The sequence below is a fragment of the Falsiruegeria sp. JB4-1 genome (genome assembly GCF_055693495.1).
Genome location: NZ_JBVFTZ010000001.1, coordinates 501,546 through 517,614 on the forward strand (window position 1 = coordinate 501,546; position 16,069 = coordinate 517,614).

The 16,069-nt window shown below is 56.5% G+C and carries 10 protein-coding genes; 9 read left to right on the plus strand and 1 reads right to left on the minus strand.

The window, feature by feature from the left end:
- Positions 1 to 36 precede the first annotated feature (36 nt).
- The 6 genes from rpoB (at position 37) to ACZ1HE_RS02495 (ending at position 11,836) form a co-directional block, all read left to right on the plus strand.
- Complete coding sequence (rpoB, locus tag ACZ1HE_RS02470) at positions 37 to 4,173, plus strand: DNA-directed RNA polymerase subunit beta (protein ID WP_472619416.1); 4,137 nt, start codon at positions 37 to 39, stop codon at positions 4,171 to 4,173.
- A gap of 62 nt (positions 4,174 to 4,235) precedes the next feature.
- Entirely contained in the window at positions 4,236 to 5,213 is a 978-nt protein-coding gene (locus tag ACZ1HE_RS02475; RefSeq protein ID WP_472619417.1) for a GSCFA domain-containing protein, read from the plus strand.
- 19 nt (positions 5,214 to 5,232) lie between these two features.
- Positions 5,233 to 9,477, plus strand: coding sequence for a DNA-directed RNA polymerase subunit beta' (gene rpoC / locus ACZ1HE_RS02480; RefSeq protein WP_472619418.1), 4,245 nt, complete (start codon positions 5,233 to 5,235; stop codon positions 9,475 to 9,477).
- A 121-nt stretch (positions 9,478 to 9,598) separates the two neighbouring features.
- Complete coding sequence (gene rpiB / locus ACZ1HE_RS02485) at positions 9,599 to 10,039, plus strand: ribose 5-phosphate isomerase B (RefSeq protein WP_472619419.1); 441 nt, start codon at positions 9,599 to 9,601, stop codon at positions 10,037 to 10,039.
- A 124-nt stretch (positions 10,040 to 10,163) separates the two neighbouring features.
- The gene (locus ACZ1HE_RS02490) at positions 10,164 to 10,967 is read left to right on the plus strand and encodes a glycosyltransferase (RefSeq protein WP_472619420.1); all 804 of its coding nucleotides are present in this window, start codon (positions 10,164 to 10,166) and stop codon (positions 10,965 to 10,967) included.
- 2 nt (positions 10,968 to 10,969) lie between these two features.
- Positions 10,970 to 11,836 (plus strand): DMT family transporter, encoded by an 867-nt coding sequence (locus ACZ1HE_RS02495; RefSeq protein WP_472619421.1) that lies wholly within the window; start codon positions 10,970 to 10,972, stop codon positions 11,834 to 11,836.
- Between the two features lie 17 nt (positions 11,837 to 11,853).
- Here ACZ1HE_RS02495 and ACZ1HE_RS02500 read toward each other — a convergent pair whose 3' ends face one another.
- A complete protein-coding gene (locus ACZ1HE_RS02500) occupies positions 11,854 to 12,660 on the minus strand; it encodes a putative rhamnosyl transferase (protein WP_472619422.1) in 807 nt (268 codons plus the stop codon).
- 357 nt (positions 12,661 to 13,017) lie between these two features.
- On the opposite strand from ACZ1HE_RS02500, the gene rpsL reads away from it, so the two are divergent.
- From rpsL to fusA, 3 genes are read left to right on the plus strand one after another with little or no spacing between them, the layout of a single operon-like run.
- The gene (gene rpsL / locus ACZ1HE_RS02505) at positions 13,018 to 13,389 is read left to right on the plus strand and encodes a 30S ribosomal protein S12 (RefSeq protein ID WP_005621086.1); all 372 of its coding nucleotides are present in this window, start codon (positions 13,018 to 13,020) and stop codon (positions 13,387 to 13,389) included.
- 15 nt (positions 13,390 to 13,404) lie between these two features.
- Entirely contained in the window at positions 13,405 to 13,875 is a 471-nt protein-coding gene (gene rpsG, locus ACZ1HE_RS02510) for a 30S ribosomal protein S7 (RefSeq protein ID WP_085794060.1), read from the plus strand.
- A 21-nt stretch (positions 13,876 to 13,896) separates the two neighbouring features.
- Positions 13,897 to 16,014: an elongation factor G gene (gene fusA, locus ACZ1HE_RS02515; RefSeq protein WP_472619423.1), complete on the plus strand. Its 2,118-nt coding sequence runs from the start codon at positions 13,897 to 13,899 to the stop codon at positions 16,012 to 16,014.
- Positions 16,015 to 16,069: the final 55 nt, after the last annotated feature.

The window sequence follows — 16,069 nt, forward strand, 5'->3', positions numbered from 1 at the left end:
CTTGACCGGTGAGAACTTGAAAAGGTGACATCTGACATGGCTCAAACGTTCCTTGGCCAGAAACGTCTTCGTAAATATTATGGCAAGATCCGCGAAGTGCTGGATATGCCGAACCTCATCGAGGTTCAAAAATCATCTTATGATCTGTTCCTGCGCTCTGGCGATGCCGAGCTGCCGCTTGACGGTGAGGGCATCAAAGGTGTGTTCCAATCGGTTTTCCCGATCAAGGATTTCAATGAAACTTCCGTTCTGGAGTTCGTGAAATACGATCTGGAGAAACCCAAATACGACGTCGAAGAGTGCATGCAGCGCGACATGACCTACAGCGCGCCGCTGAAAGTCACCCTGCGCCTGATCGTATTTGATGTCGATGAGGACACTGGCGCCAAGTCGGTCAAAGATATCAAGGAACAGGACGTGTTCATGGGCGACATGCCCCTGATGACACCGAACGGTACGTTCATCGTGAACGGCACCGAGCGTGTGATCGTGTCCCAGATGCACCGTTCGCCTGGTGTGTTCTTTGACCATGACAAGGGCAAAACCCATTCCTCGGGTAAACTGCTGTTTGCCTGCCGCATTATCCCGTATCGCGGCAGCTGGCTGGACTTCGAGTTCGACGCCAAAGACATCGTCTTTGCCCGGATCGACCGTCGCCGCAAACTGCCTGTGACCACGCTGTTGTATGCATTGGGCCTAGATCAAGAAGCGATCATGGATGCCTATTACAACACCGTGTCCTACAAGCTGGACAAGAACAAGGGCTGGGTCGCCCCGTTCTTCCCCGAGCGTGTACGCGGCACCCGTCCGACCTATGATCTGGTTGACGCAAAATCCGGTGAAGTGATTGCCGAAGCTGGCAAGAAGGTCACTCCGCGCGCGGTCAAGAAACTGATCGACGAAGGCAGCGTCACCGATCTGCTGGTGCCGTTCGACCACATCGTGGGCAAATTTGTCGCCAAGGACATCATCAACGAAGAAAATGGCGCGATTTACGTCGAAGCCGGTGATGAACTTACCCTGGAATACGACAAAGATGGCGACCTGATCGGCGGTACCGTCAAGGAACTGATCGACGCGGGCATCGCTGACATCCCGGTTCTGGACATCGACAACGTCAACGTCGGCCCCTACATGCGCAACACTATGGCGCAGGACAAGAACATGGGCCGCGACACCGCGCTCATGGACATCTACCGCGTCATGCGCCCGGGCGAGCCGCCCACCGTCGAAGCTGCTTCGGCTCTGTTCGACACGCTGTTCTTTGACAGCGAGCGTTATGATCTGTCGGCTGTTGGCCGCGTGAAAATGAACATGCGTCTGGCACTGGATGCCGAAGACACCCAGCGCACCCTGCGCAAGGAAGACATCGTGGCCTGTATCAAGGCTCTGGTTGACCTGCGTGATGGACGTGGTGACGTCGACGATATCGACCACTTGGGCAACCGTCGTGTGCGCTCGGTCGGCGAGCTGATGGAAAACCAGTACCGCGTCGGCCTGCTGCGCATGGAACGCGCGATCAAAGAGCGTATGTCGTCGGTCGAAATCGACACCGTCATGCCGCAGGACCTGATCAACGCGAAGCCGGCAGCTGCTGCTGTCCGCGAATTCTTTGGCTCCTCGCAGCTGTCGCAGTTCATGGACCAGACCAACCCGCTGTCCGAGGTTACCCACAAACGCCGTCTTTCGGCGCTTGGCCCCGGTGGTCTGACACGTGAGCGTGCTGGCTTTGAGGTTCGCGACGTGCACCCGACCCACTATGGTCGGATGTGTCCGATTGAAACGCCTGAAGGTCCGAACATCGGTCTGATCAACTCGCTGGCCACGTTTGCCCGCGTGAACAAGTATGGCTTCATCGAAACACCTTACCGCGTTGTCAAAGACGCTGAGGTTACGGATGAAGTTCACTACATGTCCGCGACCGAAGAAATGCGTCACACTGTGGCTCAGGCCAACGCGACGCTGGACGAGAACGGCAAATTTATCAACGATCTGGTGTCAACCCGTCAGTCGGGTGATTACACTCTGGCCCCGCGTGAAAACGTGGACCTGATCGACGTGTCGCCCAAGCAGTTGGTCTCGGTTGCGGCCTCGCTGATCCCGTTCCTGGAAAACGACGACGCCAACCGCGCTCTGATGGGCTCGAACATGCAACGTCAGGCGGTTCCGCTGCTGCGTGCCGAGGCGCCACTTGTTGGAACCGGTATCGAAGAAGTTGTGGCCCGTGACTCGGGTGCGGCGTATATGGCGAAACGCGCAGGTATCATCGACCAAGTTGATGCGCAGCGTATCGTTATCCGCGCCACCGAAGATCTGGAACTGGGCGACGCTGGAGTTGACATCTACCGGATGCGCAAATTCCAGCGTTCGAACCAAAACACCTGCATCAACCAGCGTCCGCTGGTGAAAGTAGGCGACACGGTTCGCAAGGGCGAAGTGATTGCCGATGGTCCGTCTACCGACATGGGTGAACTGGCCCTGGGTAAGAACGTGGTCGTCGCGTTCATGCCTTGGAACGGTTACAACTACGAAGACTCGATCCTGATCAGCGAACGTATCGCGCGTGATGACGTCTTTACTTCGGTTCACATCGAAGAATTCGAAGTCGCGGCCCGTGACACCAAGTTGGGTCCGGAAGAGATCACCCGCGACATCCCGAACGTCGGTGAAGAAGCGCTGCGTAACCTCGACGAGGCTGGCATCGTTTACATCGGTGCCGATGTTGAGCCGGGCGATATTCTGGTCGGCAAGATCACACCCAAGGGCGAAAGCCCAATGACCCCGGAAGAGAAGCTGCTGCGCGCCATCTTTGGTGAAAAAGCATCTGACGTGCGCGACACCTCGCTGCGCGTGAAGCCGGGTGATTTCGGTACCGTCGTCGAAGTGCGCGTCTTCAACCGTCACGGCGTCGAAAAAGACGAACGTGCGCTGCAGATCGAGCGTGAAGAAGTCGAGCGTCTGGCCCGTGACCGGGACGACGAAATGGCGATCCTGGACCGCAACATCTATGCCCGTCTCAAAGGCATGCTGCTGGGTAAAACCGCTGTCAAAGGCCCCAAAGGGGTCCGCGCCGGTTCGGAAATCACCGAAGAGCTGCTGGACACGCTGATCCGTGGTCAGTGGTGGCAACTGGCCCTGGAAGACGAGCAGGACGCACAGGTGGTCGAGGCTCTGAACGAGCAGTACGAAGTGCAAAAGCGCGCTTTGGATGCCCGTTTCGAAGACAAGGTCGAAAAAGTCCGCCGTGGCGACGACCTGCCGCCGGGTGTGATGAAGATGGTCAAAGTCTTTATCGCCGTGAAGCGTAAGCTGCAGCCGGGCGACAAGATGGCCGGTCGTCACGGGAACAAAGGTGTTATTTCCAAGGTTGTACCGATGGAAGACATGCCGTTCCTCGCAGATGGTACGCCGGTCGACTTCTGTCTGAACCCGCTGGGTGTTCCCTCGCGTATGAACGTTGGTCAGATCCTTGAAACCCACATGGGTTGGGCCGCGCGCGGTCTGGGTCTGAACGTCGATGAGGCGCTGCAGGAATACCGCCGGTCGGGCGACCTGACCCCGGTTCGTGAAGCGATGCACCATGCTTATGGTGACAACGTCTACGAAGAGGGTCTGTCCGATCTGACAGAGGCCGAGCTGGTCGAAGCCGCAGGCAACGTGACCCGTGGTGTGCCGATCGCAACGCCGGTCTTTGACGGTGCCAAAGAGGCAGACGTTAACGACGCGCTGGTGCGTGCGGGCTTCTCGGAAAGCGGTCAGTCGGTTCTGTTCGACGGTCGCACCGGTGAGCAGTTTGCACGTCCGGTCACCGTTGGCATCAAGTACCTGCTGAAACTGCACCACCTGGTTGACGACAAGATCCACGCGCGTTCGACCGGCCCGTACTCGCTTGTTACTCAGCAGCCGCTGGGTGGTAAGGCGCAGTTCGGTGGTCAGCGCTTTGGTGAGATGGAAGTCTGGGCTCTGGAAGCTTACGGCGCCGCTTACACCCTGCAGGAAATGCTGACGGTAAAATCGGATGACGTGGCAGGCCGGACCAAGGTTTATGAAAGCATCGTCAAAGGTGAGGACAACTTCGAAGCTGGCGTGCCAGAATCGTTTAACGTCCTCGTCAAAGAGGTGCGTGGCCTTGGCCTTAACATGGAACTGCTGGACGCGGAAGAAGACGAGTAGGGGCTTTTGGCCCCTCTCTTTCCAACGCGTGAGATCGTGAAACGGTAGGAGAAATAGCCAATATGTGCGCCGTGATCCTCTCAGGCAAAGACGCCTTTGCCAATGCCAAGGGTAACACCGCCCGCAAATACCCCGGCCGCGAGAGCGACCGGGTTTTTCAGCGTTGGACCTACCCCAAGATCACACCCAGTTTCACCATTGATGCCGGTCAGCAGGTGTTCACCATCGGGTCATGCTTTGCCCGTAATATCGAAGAAGAATTAGCCACCCACGGGGTCGAGGTGCCGACGTTGCACTACAAAACCCCGCGGTCTGAAATCACGGCCACCGGTCGCGATAACAAGGCGCTCAATCAATATAACGCGGGCACCATGTTGCAATGTGTCCGCGAGATTGAGGGCGGCATTTCTGACGCGGCCTTTTACGAAAAAGGCGATGGGGTGGTGGATGCGCTGCTGCGCACGGGCCGCATTGCGGTCACACCTAAGCGGATGAAGGAACGGCGGCAGGAAATTCGCGATCTTTATGCGACGGAACTGCCGAAATCCAACCTGACCATCATTACGCTGGGCCTGACAGAAGCATGGTATGACACCGAAGCCGAGCTGTACCTGAACGTGCCCCCATCGGGGCGTTGGGTCGCTCAGTATCCAGACCGGTTCCAGTTGGTGCGGTTGCAGTATGACGACATCCTAGCCATGGTCGACGAAATCGTCGTCACTGTGCAAAGACAGGGTTGTCCGAATGTCTTGCTGACTGTGTCTCCTGTGCCTTTGACCTCCACCTTTGGTCTCGAAGACTGCGTGGTCGCCAACGGCACCTCCAAAGCCACATTGCGCGCCGTCGCCGGCGCGATCTCTGCCAAATACGATGGGGTCGATTACTTCCCCAGCTATGAAATCGTCATTTCAGGCGGCAACGCCTCTTTTGAAAATGATCTGCGGCACGTCAAACCCGAAGTCGTGTCCCGCATCGTAAGCCATATGTTGGCAGCTTATATGCCATCCAACCCCAAGTTTGCCGACACGGCTGCACAGTAGCCCTGAGCGAGGTCCCCAGATGAACCAAGAACTGACGAACAACCCGTTTAATCCGCTGACGCCGCCGAAGGTCTTTGATGAAATCAAAGTTTCGCTGGCCAGCCCCGAACGGATTCTGTCGTGGTCCTACGGCGAAATCAAAAAGCCGGAAACCATCAACTATCGTACGTTCAAGCCCGAGCGTGACGGTTTGTTCTGCGCACGCATCTTTGGCCCGATCAAAGACTACGAATGCCTGTGCGGCAAATACAAGCGCATGAAGTATCGCGGCGTTGTCTGCGAGAAATGTGGTGTCGAAGTTACTCTCCAGAAAGTGCGCCGCGAGCGTATGGGCCACATCGAACTGGCCGCGCCTGTTGCACACATCTGGTTCCTGAAATCGCTGCCGTCCCGCATTGGTCTGATGCTGGACATGACGCTGCGCGATCTGGAACGTGTTCTGTACTTTGAAAACTATGTTGTCATCGAGCCCGGTCTGACTGACCTGACCTACGGCCAGATGCTGACCGAAGAAGAGTACATGGATGCGCAAGACGCGTATGGAATGGACGCCTTCACCGCGAACATCGGTGCCGAAGCGATCCGTGAGATGCTGGCTGCCATCGACCTGGAAGCCGAAGCCGAGCAGCTGCGTGCTGATCTGGCCGAAGCAACCGGCGAGCTGAAGCCCAAGAAAATCATCAAGCGCCTGAAGGTTGTTGAGAGCTTCCTCGAGTCGGGCAACCGGCCTGAGTGGATGGTTCTGACCGTGATCCCCGTGATCCCGCCAGAACTGCGCCCGCTGGTGCCGCTGGATGGTGGCCGTTTCGCGACGTCGGATCTGAACGATCTGTATCGCCGCGTGATTAACCGGAACAACCGTCTGAAGCGTCTGATCGAGCTGCGCGCGCCTGACATCATTGTCCGCAACGAAAAGCGGATGTTGCAGGAATCCGTTGACGCTCTGTTCGACAACGGCCGTCGTGGCCGCGTGATCACCGGCGCCAACAAGCGTCCGCTGAAATCGCTGTCGGACATGCTGAAAGGTAAGCAGGGTCGCTTCCGTCAGAACCTTCTGGGTAAGCGCGTCGACTTCTCGGGCCGTTCGGTCATTGTGACCGGTCCGGAACTCAAGCTGCACCAGTGCGGTCTGCCCAAGAAGATGGCGCTCGAGCTGTTCAAGCCGTTCATCTACTCGCGGCTTGAGGCCAAAGGTCTGTCTTCGACCGTGAAACAGGCGAAAAAACTGGTCGAGAAAGAGCGTCCGGAAGTTTGGGATATCCTCGACGAGGTGATCCGCGAACACCCTGTCATGCTGAACCGTGCGCCGACGCTGCACCGTCTTGGCATTCAGGCGTTTGAGCCGGTCCTGATCGAAGGTAAAGCCATCCAGCTGCACCCGCTGGTCTGTTCGGCCTTTAACGCTGACTTTGACGGTGACCAGATGGCTGTTCACGTTCCGCTGAGCCTTGAGGCGCAGTTGGAAGCACGCGTTCTGATGATGTCGACGAACAACGTTCTGTCGCCTGCAAACGGCGCGCCGATCATCGTTCCGTCGCAGGATATGATCTTGGGTCTCTACTATCTGACCCTGGAACGCGAAGGCATGCCGGGCCAAGGCATGGTGTTCGGCTCGATCGAAGAAGTTCAGCACGCTCTGGACGCTGGTGTTGTGCATCTGCACACCAAGATCACCGCGCGTATCCCGCAGTACGACGACGAAGGCAACGAAGTGCTGATGCGCTTTGAAACCACGCCGGGCCGTGTTCGTTTGGGCGCGCTGCTACCTGCCAACGCAAAAGCACCGTTCGAACTGGTGAATCGTCTGTTGCGTAAGAAAGAGGTGCAGCAGGTCATCGACACCGTCTACCGTTACTGCGGTCAGAAAGAGTCGGTTATCTTCTGTGACCAGATCATGACCATGGGCTTCCGCGAGGCGTTCAAGGCCGGTATTTCGTTTGGTAAAGACGACATGCTGATCCCGGACGACAAGTGGGAGATTGTGGACGAGACCCGCGATCAGGTGAAAGACTTTGAACAGCAGTACATGGACGGCCTGATCACCCAAGGTGAGAAGTACAACAAGGTTGTCGATGCCTGGTCGAAGTGTAACGACCGCGTCACCGATGCGATGATGGGCTCGATCTCGGACGTTCAGAAGGCCGAAGATGGCTCGGACAAAGAACCGAACTCGGTCTACATGATGGCCCACTCGGGTGCGCGTGGCTCGGTTACTCAGATGAAACAGCTGGGCGGTATGCGTGGCCTGATGGCCAAGCCGAACGGCGACATCATCGAGACACCGATCATCTCGAACTTTAAAGAAGGTCTGACGGTTCTCGAGTACTTCAACTCGACCCACGGTGCCCGTAAGGGTCTGTCGGATACCGCTCTGAAGACGGCGAACTCGGGTTACCTGACCCGTCGTCTGGTGGACGTGGCGCAGGACTGCATCGTTCGTGAGATCGACTGTGGTACTGAACGTGCGATCACCGCCGAAGCTGCGGTCAACGACGGCGAGGTTGTCGCTTCGCTGGCCGAACGTGTGCTGGGTCGTGTCTCTGCCGATGACGTTCTGCGTCCGGGTACGGAAGAGGTTCTGGTCGCTGCGGGTCAGTTGATCGACGAACGCATGGCCGACACCATTGACGAGGCCGGTGTTGCTTCGATGCGCATCCGCTCGCCTCTGACCTGTGAGTCCGAGGAAGGCGTTTGTGCTACCTGCTATGGTCGTGACCTTGCACGTGGTACGCGGGTCAACACGGGTGAGGCTGTCGGCATCATCGCCGCCCAGTCCATCGGTGAACCTGGTACACAGCTGACGATGCGAACGTTCCACATCGGCGGTGTTGCGCAAGGTGGTCAGCAGTCGTTCCAGGAAGCCAGTCAAGACGGTGTGGTTTCGTTCGAGAACCCGCAGGTTCTGGCCAATTCCGCAGGCGAAATCCTGGTCATGGGCCGGAACATGAAGCTGGTGATCAAGGACGAACACGGTGAGGAACGTGCCAGCCACAAGCTGGGCTATGGCTCCAAGTTGTTCGTCAAGGACGGTGACAAGATCGCCCGTGGCGACAAGCTGTTCGAATGGGACCCGTACACCCTGCCGATCATCGCCGAGAAGGACGGTACCGCGAAGTATGTCGACCTGGTGTCTGGCCTCGCCGTGCGCGACGAGACCGACGATGCCACCGGCATGACCCAGAAGATCGTGATCGACTGGCGTGCAGCACCCAAAGGCAACGAGCTGAAACCGGAAATCATCCTGGTGGGCGAAGATGGTGAGCCGGTCCGCAATGACGCGGGCAACCCGGTTCACTATCCGATGTCCGTGGATGCGATTTTGTCGATCGAAGATGGTGACAAGGTTCAAGCCGGTGACGTTGTTGCGCGTATCCCGCGTGAAGGTGCCAAGACCAAGGACATCACCGGTGGTCTGCCGCGTGTTGCCGAACTGTTCGAAGCACGTCGCCCCAAGGACCATGCAATCATCGCCGAGCAAGATGGTTACGTGCGCTTTGGCCGCGACTACAAGAACAAGCGTCGCATCACCATCGAGCCGTCGGACGAGAGCATGGAACCCGTCGAATACATGGTGCCCAAGGGCAAGCACATTCCTGTCCAGGAAGGTGACTTCATCCAGAAGGGCGACTACATCATGGACGGCAACCCGGCGCCGCATGACATCCTGTCCATCATGGGTGTCGAGGCCTTGGCTGACTACATGATCGACGAGGTTCAGGACGTCTATCGTCTGCAGGGCGTGAAGATCAACGATAAGCACATCGAGGTCATCGTGCGCCAGATGCTGCAGAAGTGGGAGATCCTGGATTCGGGTGACTCCACGCTGCTCAAAGGCGAACACGTGGACAAGCAGGAGTTCGACGCAGCCAACGAGAAGACGTTGGCACGTGGTGGCCGTCCGGCTCAGGGTGAACCGATCCTGTTGGGTATCACCAAGGCTTCGTTGCAGACCCGTTCGTTCATCTCGGCGGCGTCGTTCCAGGAAACCACTCGTGTTCTTACCGAGGCATCTGTCCAAGGTAAGAAAGACAAGCTGGTGGGCCTGAAAGAGAACGTCATCGTTGGTCGTTTGATCCCGGCCGGTACAGGTGGTGCCACCCAAAGCGTTCGTCGCATTGCAACCGACCGCGACAATGTCGTGATCGAAGCGCGCCGCGAAGAAGCAGAAGCCGCAGCCGCATTGGCCGCTCCGGTCATGGAAGGTGACATTATCGGCGATGATGATTTCGACACGTTGGTCGATACGCCTGAAAGCCGCGATTGATCTTCGCGAAAACGAACAAAAAAGCCCCCGCACCAAACGTGCGGGGGTTTTTCTTTTTCCGACCCTCTGATACAGGAGCTGCAGAATTGTCCTCTACACTCCGCAACACGGACGACACCCTATGACACGCATCGTTCTATCCAGTGATCACGCGGCCATCGACCTGCGCCAGACATTGTCCAGGCATATCGAGGCCAAGGGCTATGAGGTGGTCGATATTGGCCCAACCACCACTGAGAGCACCCATTATCCCAAACACGGTGAAGCCGCAGCCCGTCAGGTGGCAACCGGTGATGCCGATCTGGGTGTTATTCTATGCGGTACAGGGCAGGGCATCATGATGGCCGCCAACAAAGTCAAAGGCATCCGGTGCGGTGTCTGTGCCGATCCCTTTTCTGCCCGCATGATCCGCGAACACAATGATGCAAACATGTTGTCGATCGGAGCGCGCGTTGTTGGTGATGCGCTTGCGCTGGAAATTGTTGATGCCTTTCTGGACGCCAGGTTCGAAGGCGGTCGACATGCCACGCGGGTCGACATGATCACTGCGATCGAAGACTGATCCGGGCTGATTTGGTCGACAATCGAACGGGCAGATCGAAAGGTCTGCTCGTTTTTGTGTATCTAGACTTCCATTTTGGTTGCGTCCGGTGTCATGTGAGTAAGATTTGCGATGGGGCCGGGACATGCCGAAACTCAATACAATTGGTCTGTTGCGGTTTTCGGTACTGACGCCGACTTACTATTCGGAACGTTTTGACACGCTGGAGAAGACAGCGGCGCACATCTTTTCGCCCCAGCGGATGGAGCTGCGGTTTCACTTGTTCGAAAAATTGTGCCTTCCGTCTCTGGTTCGCCAATCTGATCCCGACTTCACGATGATTGTTCTGACGGCGGAATCCATGCCGGATCAGTATCTTGAGCGGCTTCTGGATTTGCTAGAACCGCTTCCGAACATTCATTGCCAGCCGGTTGGAACCGACAACCATTATAAGCTGCTACAAAACGGATATAACTCGGTTCCGAAAGAGGACTATACGCATCGTATCCTGTTTCGTTTGGATGACGATGACGCGGTCGACATCAACTTTGTCAAACGCACCAAACGGCTGGCGCATGGGATGCTCAAACTTCAGTCAACCCGGTCCCCGTTTGTCATAGCCTACAATCGCGGGTTCTATGTGCGCACAACGGGCGGCGAGCCTGAGATCTTTGATGCGTGCGAACGTGCGCCGTTGTCGACGGGAACCACATTGGTGGCCCCGGTTCACCACGGTGCAAATCCGTATCGGTTCAATCATCGAAAGTTCGCTCAGCATTTCAACACCTACACGGACATTTCAGTGCCGTCGTTCATCCGCACGATTCACGGTGACAATAAATCAAATCCATCTCAGATGGGGCTGACGCACAAGATGACGCCCGAAGACATTGCGAAAGACCTCAAAACACATTTTGAGGTGTCTCTGGATGATTTGAGAGAACTTTGAACATGTCACCCAACATAAAGGGCGCTCTGCTGATGATGAGCAGTATGGCGGCTTTTACGTTCAACGACGCGCTTATGAAACACCTTGGTGCTTCGATCCCCTTGTTTCAGCTGATCACGATGCGTGGCGTGTTCACCTGCGTTTTGATCTACGTTTTGGCGCGCTATGTCGGTCAGATCGATTTTAACATACCCCGAGCAGATCGCTGGCTTGTAGCCCTCCGTTGCTTGGCCGAGGTCGCGACAACCTACTTTTTTCTTCAGGCGCTGATGAATATCCCGCTTGCCAACGTCACGGCGGTTCTTCAGGCGCTGCCACTGACCGTCACATTGGGGGCCGCGTTGTTCTTTGGTGAGCAAGTCGGGTGGAGGCGTTTTTTGGCAATTGCAATCGGGTTTTGTGGCATGTTGCTGATTGTCCGACCGGGCCCTGACGGTTTCAACATTTATTCAATCTATGCCCTTGTGGCAGTTGTATTGGTAACACTTCGCGACCTGGTGACCCGAAAGATGTCTGCCAATGTCCCGTCGATGACGGTAACATTGGCGACGGCAGTGTCTGTTACCGGCGCTGCGGCACTGGCATCAACAACAGAAACATGGGTCGCGGTGACGCCTTCGTTAGTGGGGTTGGTTGCCGGTGCAGCTGTTTTTGTGCTGTTGGGGTATTTGTGCAGTGTCATGGTCATGCGGGCTGGGGACGTGTCATTTGTCGCACCGTTTCGCTACACCGGATTGATTTGGGCCTTGCTTCTTGGTTGGGCCATGTTTGGGGATTGGCCAGACCCGATCACGTTATTGGGCGCCTGCATTGTCGTCGCAACCGGATTGTTCACCCTGTTTCGAGAGCGTTCGCGTAAGGGTGGCTAGTCTGACCGGATCAAGTTTCAGGTGGATCGAAATGCGCGACGAATTTCTGTTGCACGTACTGCAAAGCGAATTTCGAACTCTTCTTCCTGTTCGGGCGTCAGTGGTTCAACCGGGACTGCTTTGACCTTCTTCTGTCGCGAGTCATTGTATCCATTATGTGTTCGCAACCACATGGGTTGGTCAGTGTAGCTGACAACGGGCATGAAGCGATTGATCTTTTCATGCGCGAAATTCATGATCGTCAGTCTGCTGCCACCCCCGACGTACATGCCCAAAGAGGCGACATATAAGGGGCGAAACATGTCCGTCGCGGCAATACCGTCAGCGCCAACTTCGGCGACATACCCACGGTTATAATCAAATGCCACAGTGTGATTGTCTCGAATAAGACCCGGACAATCGTTCACCGCTTCACGCAAACGTTCGACGAAATCCAACGAAATCGCATCGTCATCGTCATGCCGGAACTGAAGGCAAGGTTTCGATGGGTCCTTGCGGGCGGATTGAAGCAGTTCTTTCATAACTTCACGCTGACGACGGGGTGGTTCGGACACGATACGTATTTGTGGAATGCCAGCCGTCAAATCATGCAATCGATCACGGTGAATCTGGGGGAGGCTGTCGCCGATCACGATTATCAGCTCAAACTCTTGATCTGTTTGTTCCCGAAGACAGGGTAGGGCGACGGTTTCCATCAACCGAAATCGCTCTTCCAGACGATCTTCTTGATACAAGAACTTGATCCGATCTTCGATCGAGTCGTGCTCGACCTGAAATCCACCGATGGCGGGATAAGAAAAACGGCACAGGCCAATCACTTGCATCGGGGACTCTTTTGCTCGTATCTGCTTTTGCGCACTATGCCTGCTAGGCCGATGCCCCGACAAGGGACAGAGCATCCTGTTTCGGGTCAGTCTGAGGCCGGTGTTGACACTTGCCCCGACTCCCATATACGCGCGCTATCTCGGCATAGGGGGTCGCCCCGCCGCCGACTTCAGAGATGGAGTGGTCAAGGCCCGAACTCTTTTATCGTTCGCGCCCTCTGAGAACCAACCGCGACGTTCACCTCGGAATGGGAACGTTCGCGGATTTTGCGCTTGTGGACGCACGAACGCAGCAAGTTTAGCCGCACGCAACGCGCGTGCATGTCATGTGTGTTGCAAAACGGGGAAGAAACCGGAATGCCAACTATTCAACAGCTGATCCGCAAGCCGCGTCAGCCTAAAGTAAAACGCTCGAAGTCCATGCACCTTGAGCAGTGCCCGCAAAAGCGTGGCGTCTGCACCCGCGTGTACACTACCACACCGAAAAAGCCGAACTCGGCTATGCGTAAGGTTGCCAAAGTGCGCCTGACCAACGGTTTCGAGGTCATCTCGTACATCCCCGGTGAAAGCCACAACCTTCAGGAGCACTCGGTGGTTCTGATCCGTGGTGGTCGTGTAAAAGACCTTCCCGGTGTGCGTTACCACATCCTTCGCGGTGTTCTGGATACCCAGGGCGTCAAAGACCGTAAGCAACGTCGTTCGAAGTACGGCGCGAAGCGTCCTAAGTAAGAAGGAGAGGCTGATATGTCACGTCGTCACGCCGCCGAAAAACGCGAAGTCCTGCCTGACGCCAAATTTGGCGACAAGGTTCTGACCAAATTCATGAACAATCTGATGATCGACGGCAAAAAGTCGGTCGCAGAAAAGATCGTCTACAACGCGCTGGACCGCGTTGAGAACAAGATCAAGCGCGCACCTGTCGAAGTCTTCCACGAAGCGCTCGACAACATCAAACCGTCGGTCGAGGTTCGCTCGCGTCGTGTTGGTGGTGCAACCTATCAGGTTCCCGTCGAAGTCCGCCCTGAGCGCCGCGAAGCCCTGGCCATTCGTTGGTTGATCACCGCATCGCGCGGTCGCAACGAAAACACCATGGAAGAGCGCCTGGCTGGCGAACTGCTGGACGCTGTACAGTCCCGTGGTACCGCCGTCAAAAAGCGCGAAGACACTCACAAGATGGCCGAAGCGAACAAAGCGTTCAGCCACTATCGTTGGTAATTCCCAGAGGACATTGGACCAATGGCACGCGAGTATACACTCAACCATTACCGTAACTTCGGTATCATGGCGCACATCGATGCAGGTAAAACTACCTGCTCGGAGCGGATCCTGTACTACACCGGCAAATCCCACAACATCGGTGAGGTGCACGATGGTGCAGCCACCATGGACTGGATGGAGCAGGAGCAGGAACGCGGCATCACCATCACCTCGGCTGCGACCACCACATTCTGGGAACGCACCGAAGACGGTCAGACTGCTGATTCCGAAAAGCACCGCCTGAACATCATCGACACCCCCGGCCACGTTGACTTCACCATCGAAGTTGAGCGTTCGCTGGCTGTTCTCGACGGTGCAGTCTGTGTTCTGGACGCCAACGCTGGTGTTGAGCCCCAGACCGAAACCGTGTGGCGTCAGGCTGACCGCTACAAGGTTCCGCGTATGGTGTTCGTCAACAAGATGGACAAAATCGGCGCTGACTTCTTCAACTGCGTTCACATGATCGAAGACCGCACCGGCGCACGCGCTGTTCCGGTTGGTGTTCCGATCGGCGCAGAAACCGAGCTGGAAGGCCTGGTTGATCTGGTCACCATGGAAGAATGGCTGTGGCAGGGCGAAGACCTTGGCGCGTCGTGGATCAAAGCACCGATCCGTGAAAGCCTGCAGGACATGGCCGACGAATGGCGCGGTAAGATGATCGAAGCGGCCGTCGAAATGGACGACGACGCGATGATGGAATACCTGGAAGGCAACGAGCCCGACGTTCCGACCCTGCGCAAACTGCTGCGCAAGGGCACCTTGGAAATGGCGTTTGTTCCGGTTCTGGGTGGTTCGGCGTTCAAGAACAAAGGCGTTCAGCCGCTGCTCAACGCTGTGATCGACTATCTGCCCAGCCCGCTGGACGTTGTTGATTACATGGGCTTCAAACCCGGCGACGAAACTGAAACCCGTGACATCGCCCGCCGTGCGGACGACGACATGGCGTTCTCGGGCCTGGCGTTCAAAATCATGAACGACCCCTTCGTTGGTTCGCTGACCTTCACCCGCATCTACTCGGGCACCCTGAACAAGGGCGACACTCTTTTGAACTCGACCAAGGGTAAAAAAGAGCGCGTTGGCCGTATGATGATGATGCACTCGAACGACCGTGAGGAAATTACCGAAGCGTTCGCGGGTGACATCATTGCGCTGGCAGGTCTGAAAGACACTACAACCGGTGACACGCTGTGTGCACAGAACGATCCGGTGGTTCTGGAAACCATGACCTTCCCGGATCCGGTGATCGAAATCGCGGTTGAGCCGAAAACCAAAGCAGACCAAGAGAAAATGTCTCAGGGTCTGGGTCGTCTGGCTGCAGAAGACCCCTCCTTCCGTGTGGAAACTGACCTGGAATCGGGCCAGACCATCATGAAAGGCATGGGCGAACTTCACCTGGACATCCTGGTTGACCGTCTGAAGCGTGAATTCAAGGTCGAGGCGAACATCGGTGCGCCGCAGGTTGCCTATCGTGAGACCATCTCGAAAGAGGTCGAGCACACCTACACCCACAAGAAACAGTCGGGTGGTTCGGGTCAGTTCGCCGAGGTCAAGATGATCATCTCGCCGACAGAAGCTGGCGAAGGTTACTCCTTCGAGAGCCGCATCGTTGGTGGTGCTGTTCCCAAGGAATACATCCCCGGTGTCGAAAAAGGCATCCAGTCCGTCATGGACAGCGGCCCGTTGGCTGGCTTCCCCGTGATCGACTTCAAGGTTGCCCTGATCGACGGTAAGTTCCACGACGTTGACTCCAGCGTTCTGGCCTTTGAAATCGCAGCTCGTATGGGCATGCGCGAAGGCATGAAGAAAGCTGGCGCGAAACTGCTGGAACCGGTGATGAAGGTCGAAGTGATCACTCCGGAAGAGTACACCGGTGGTATCATTGGTGACCTGACCTCGCGTCGCGGTCAGGTGTCGGGCCAAGAGCCGCGCGGCAACGCCATCGCAATCGATGCGTTTGTTCCGCTGGCAAACATGTTCGGCTACATCAACACCCTGCGTTCGATGTCGTCGGGCCGTGCCCAGTTCACCATGCAGTTCGATCACTACGATCCGGTTCCTGGCAACATCTCGGAAGAGATCCAGGCTAAATACGCATAAGCGAAAATTTGGGGGAGCGCGCGCCGCGGGCTCCCTTCATTACCGAAAAAGGAGG

Bases quoted from the DNA above. Each gene is read 5' to 3' on its own strand.
- rpoB (WP_472619416.1), top strand. From the start codon at position 37: ATGGCTCAAACGTTCCTTGGCCAGAAACGTCTTCGTAAATATTATGGC.
- ACZ1HE_RS02475 (WP_472619417.1), top strand. From the start codon at position 4,236: ATGTGCGCCGTGATCCTCTCAGGCAAAGACGCCTTTGCCAATGCCAAG.
- rpoC (WP_472619418.1), top strand. From the start codon at position 5,233: ATGAACCAAGAACTGACGAACAACCCGTTTAATCCGCTGACGCCGCCG.
- rpiB (WP_472619419.1), top strand. From the start codon at position 9,599: ATGACACGCATCGTTCTATCCAGTGATCACGCGGCCATCGACCTGCGC.
- ACZ1HE_RS02490 (WP_472619420.1), top strand. From the start codon at position 10,164: ATGCCGAAACTCAATACAATTGGTCTGTTGCGGTTTTCGGTACTGACG.
- ACZ1HE_RS02495 (WP_472619421.1), top strand. From the start codon at position 10,970: ATGTCACCCAACATAAAGGGCGCTCTGCTGATGATGAGCAGTATGGCG.
- ACZ1HE_RS02500 (WP_472619422.1), bottom strand. From the start codon at position 12,660: ATGCAAGTGATTGGCCTGTGCCGTTTTTCTTATCCCGCCATCGGTGGA.
- rpsL (WP_005621086.1), top strand. From the start codon at position 13,018: ATGCCAACTATTCAACAGCTGATCCGCAAGCCGCGTCAGCCTAAAGTA.
- rpsG (WP_085794060.1), top strand. From the start codon at position 13,405: ATGTCACGTCGTCACGCCGCCGAAAAACGCGAAGTCCTGCCTGACGCC.
- fusA (WP_472619423.1), top strand. From the start codon at position 13,897: ATGGCACGCGAGTATACACTCAACCATTACCGTAACTTCGGTATCATG.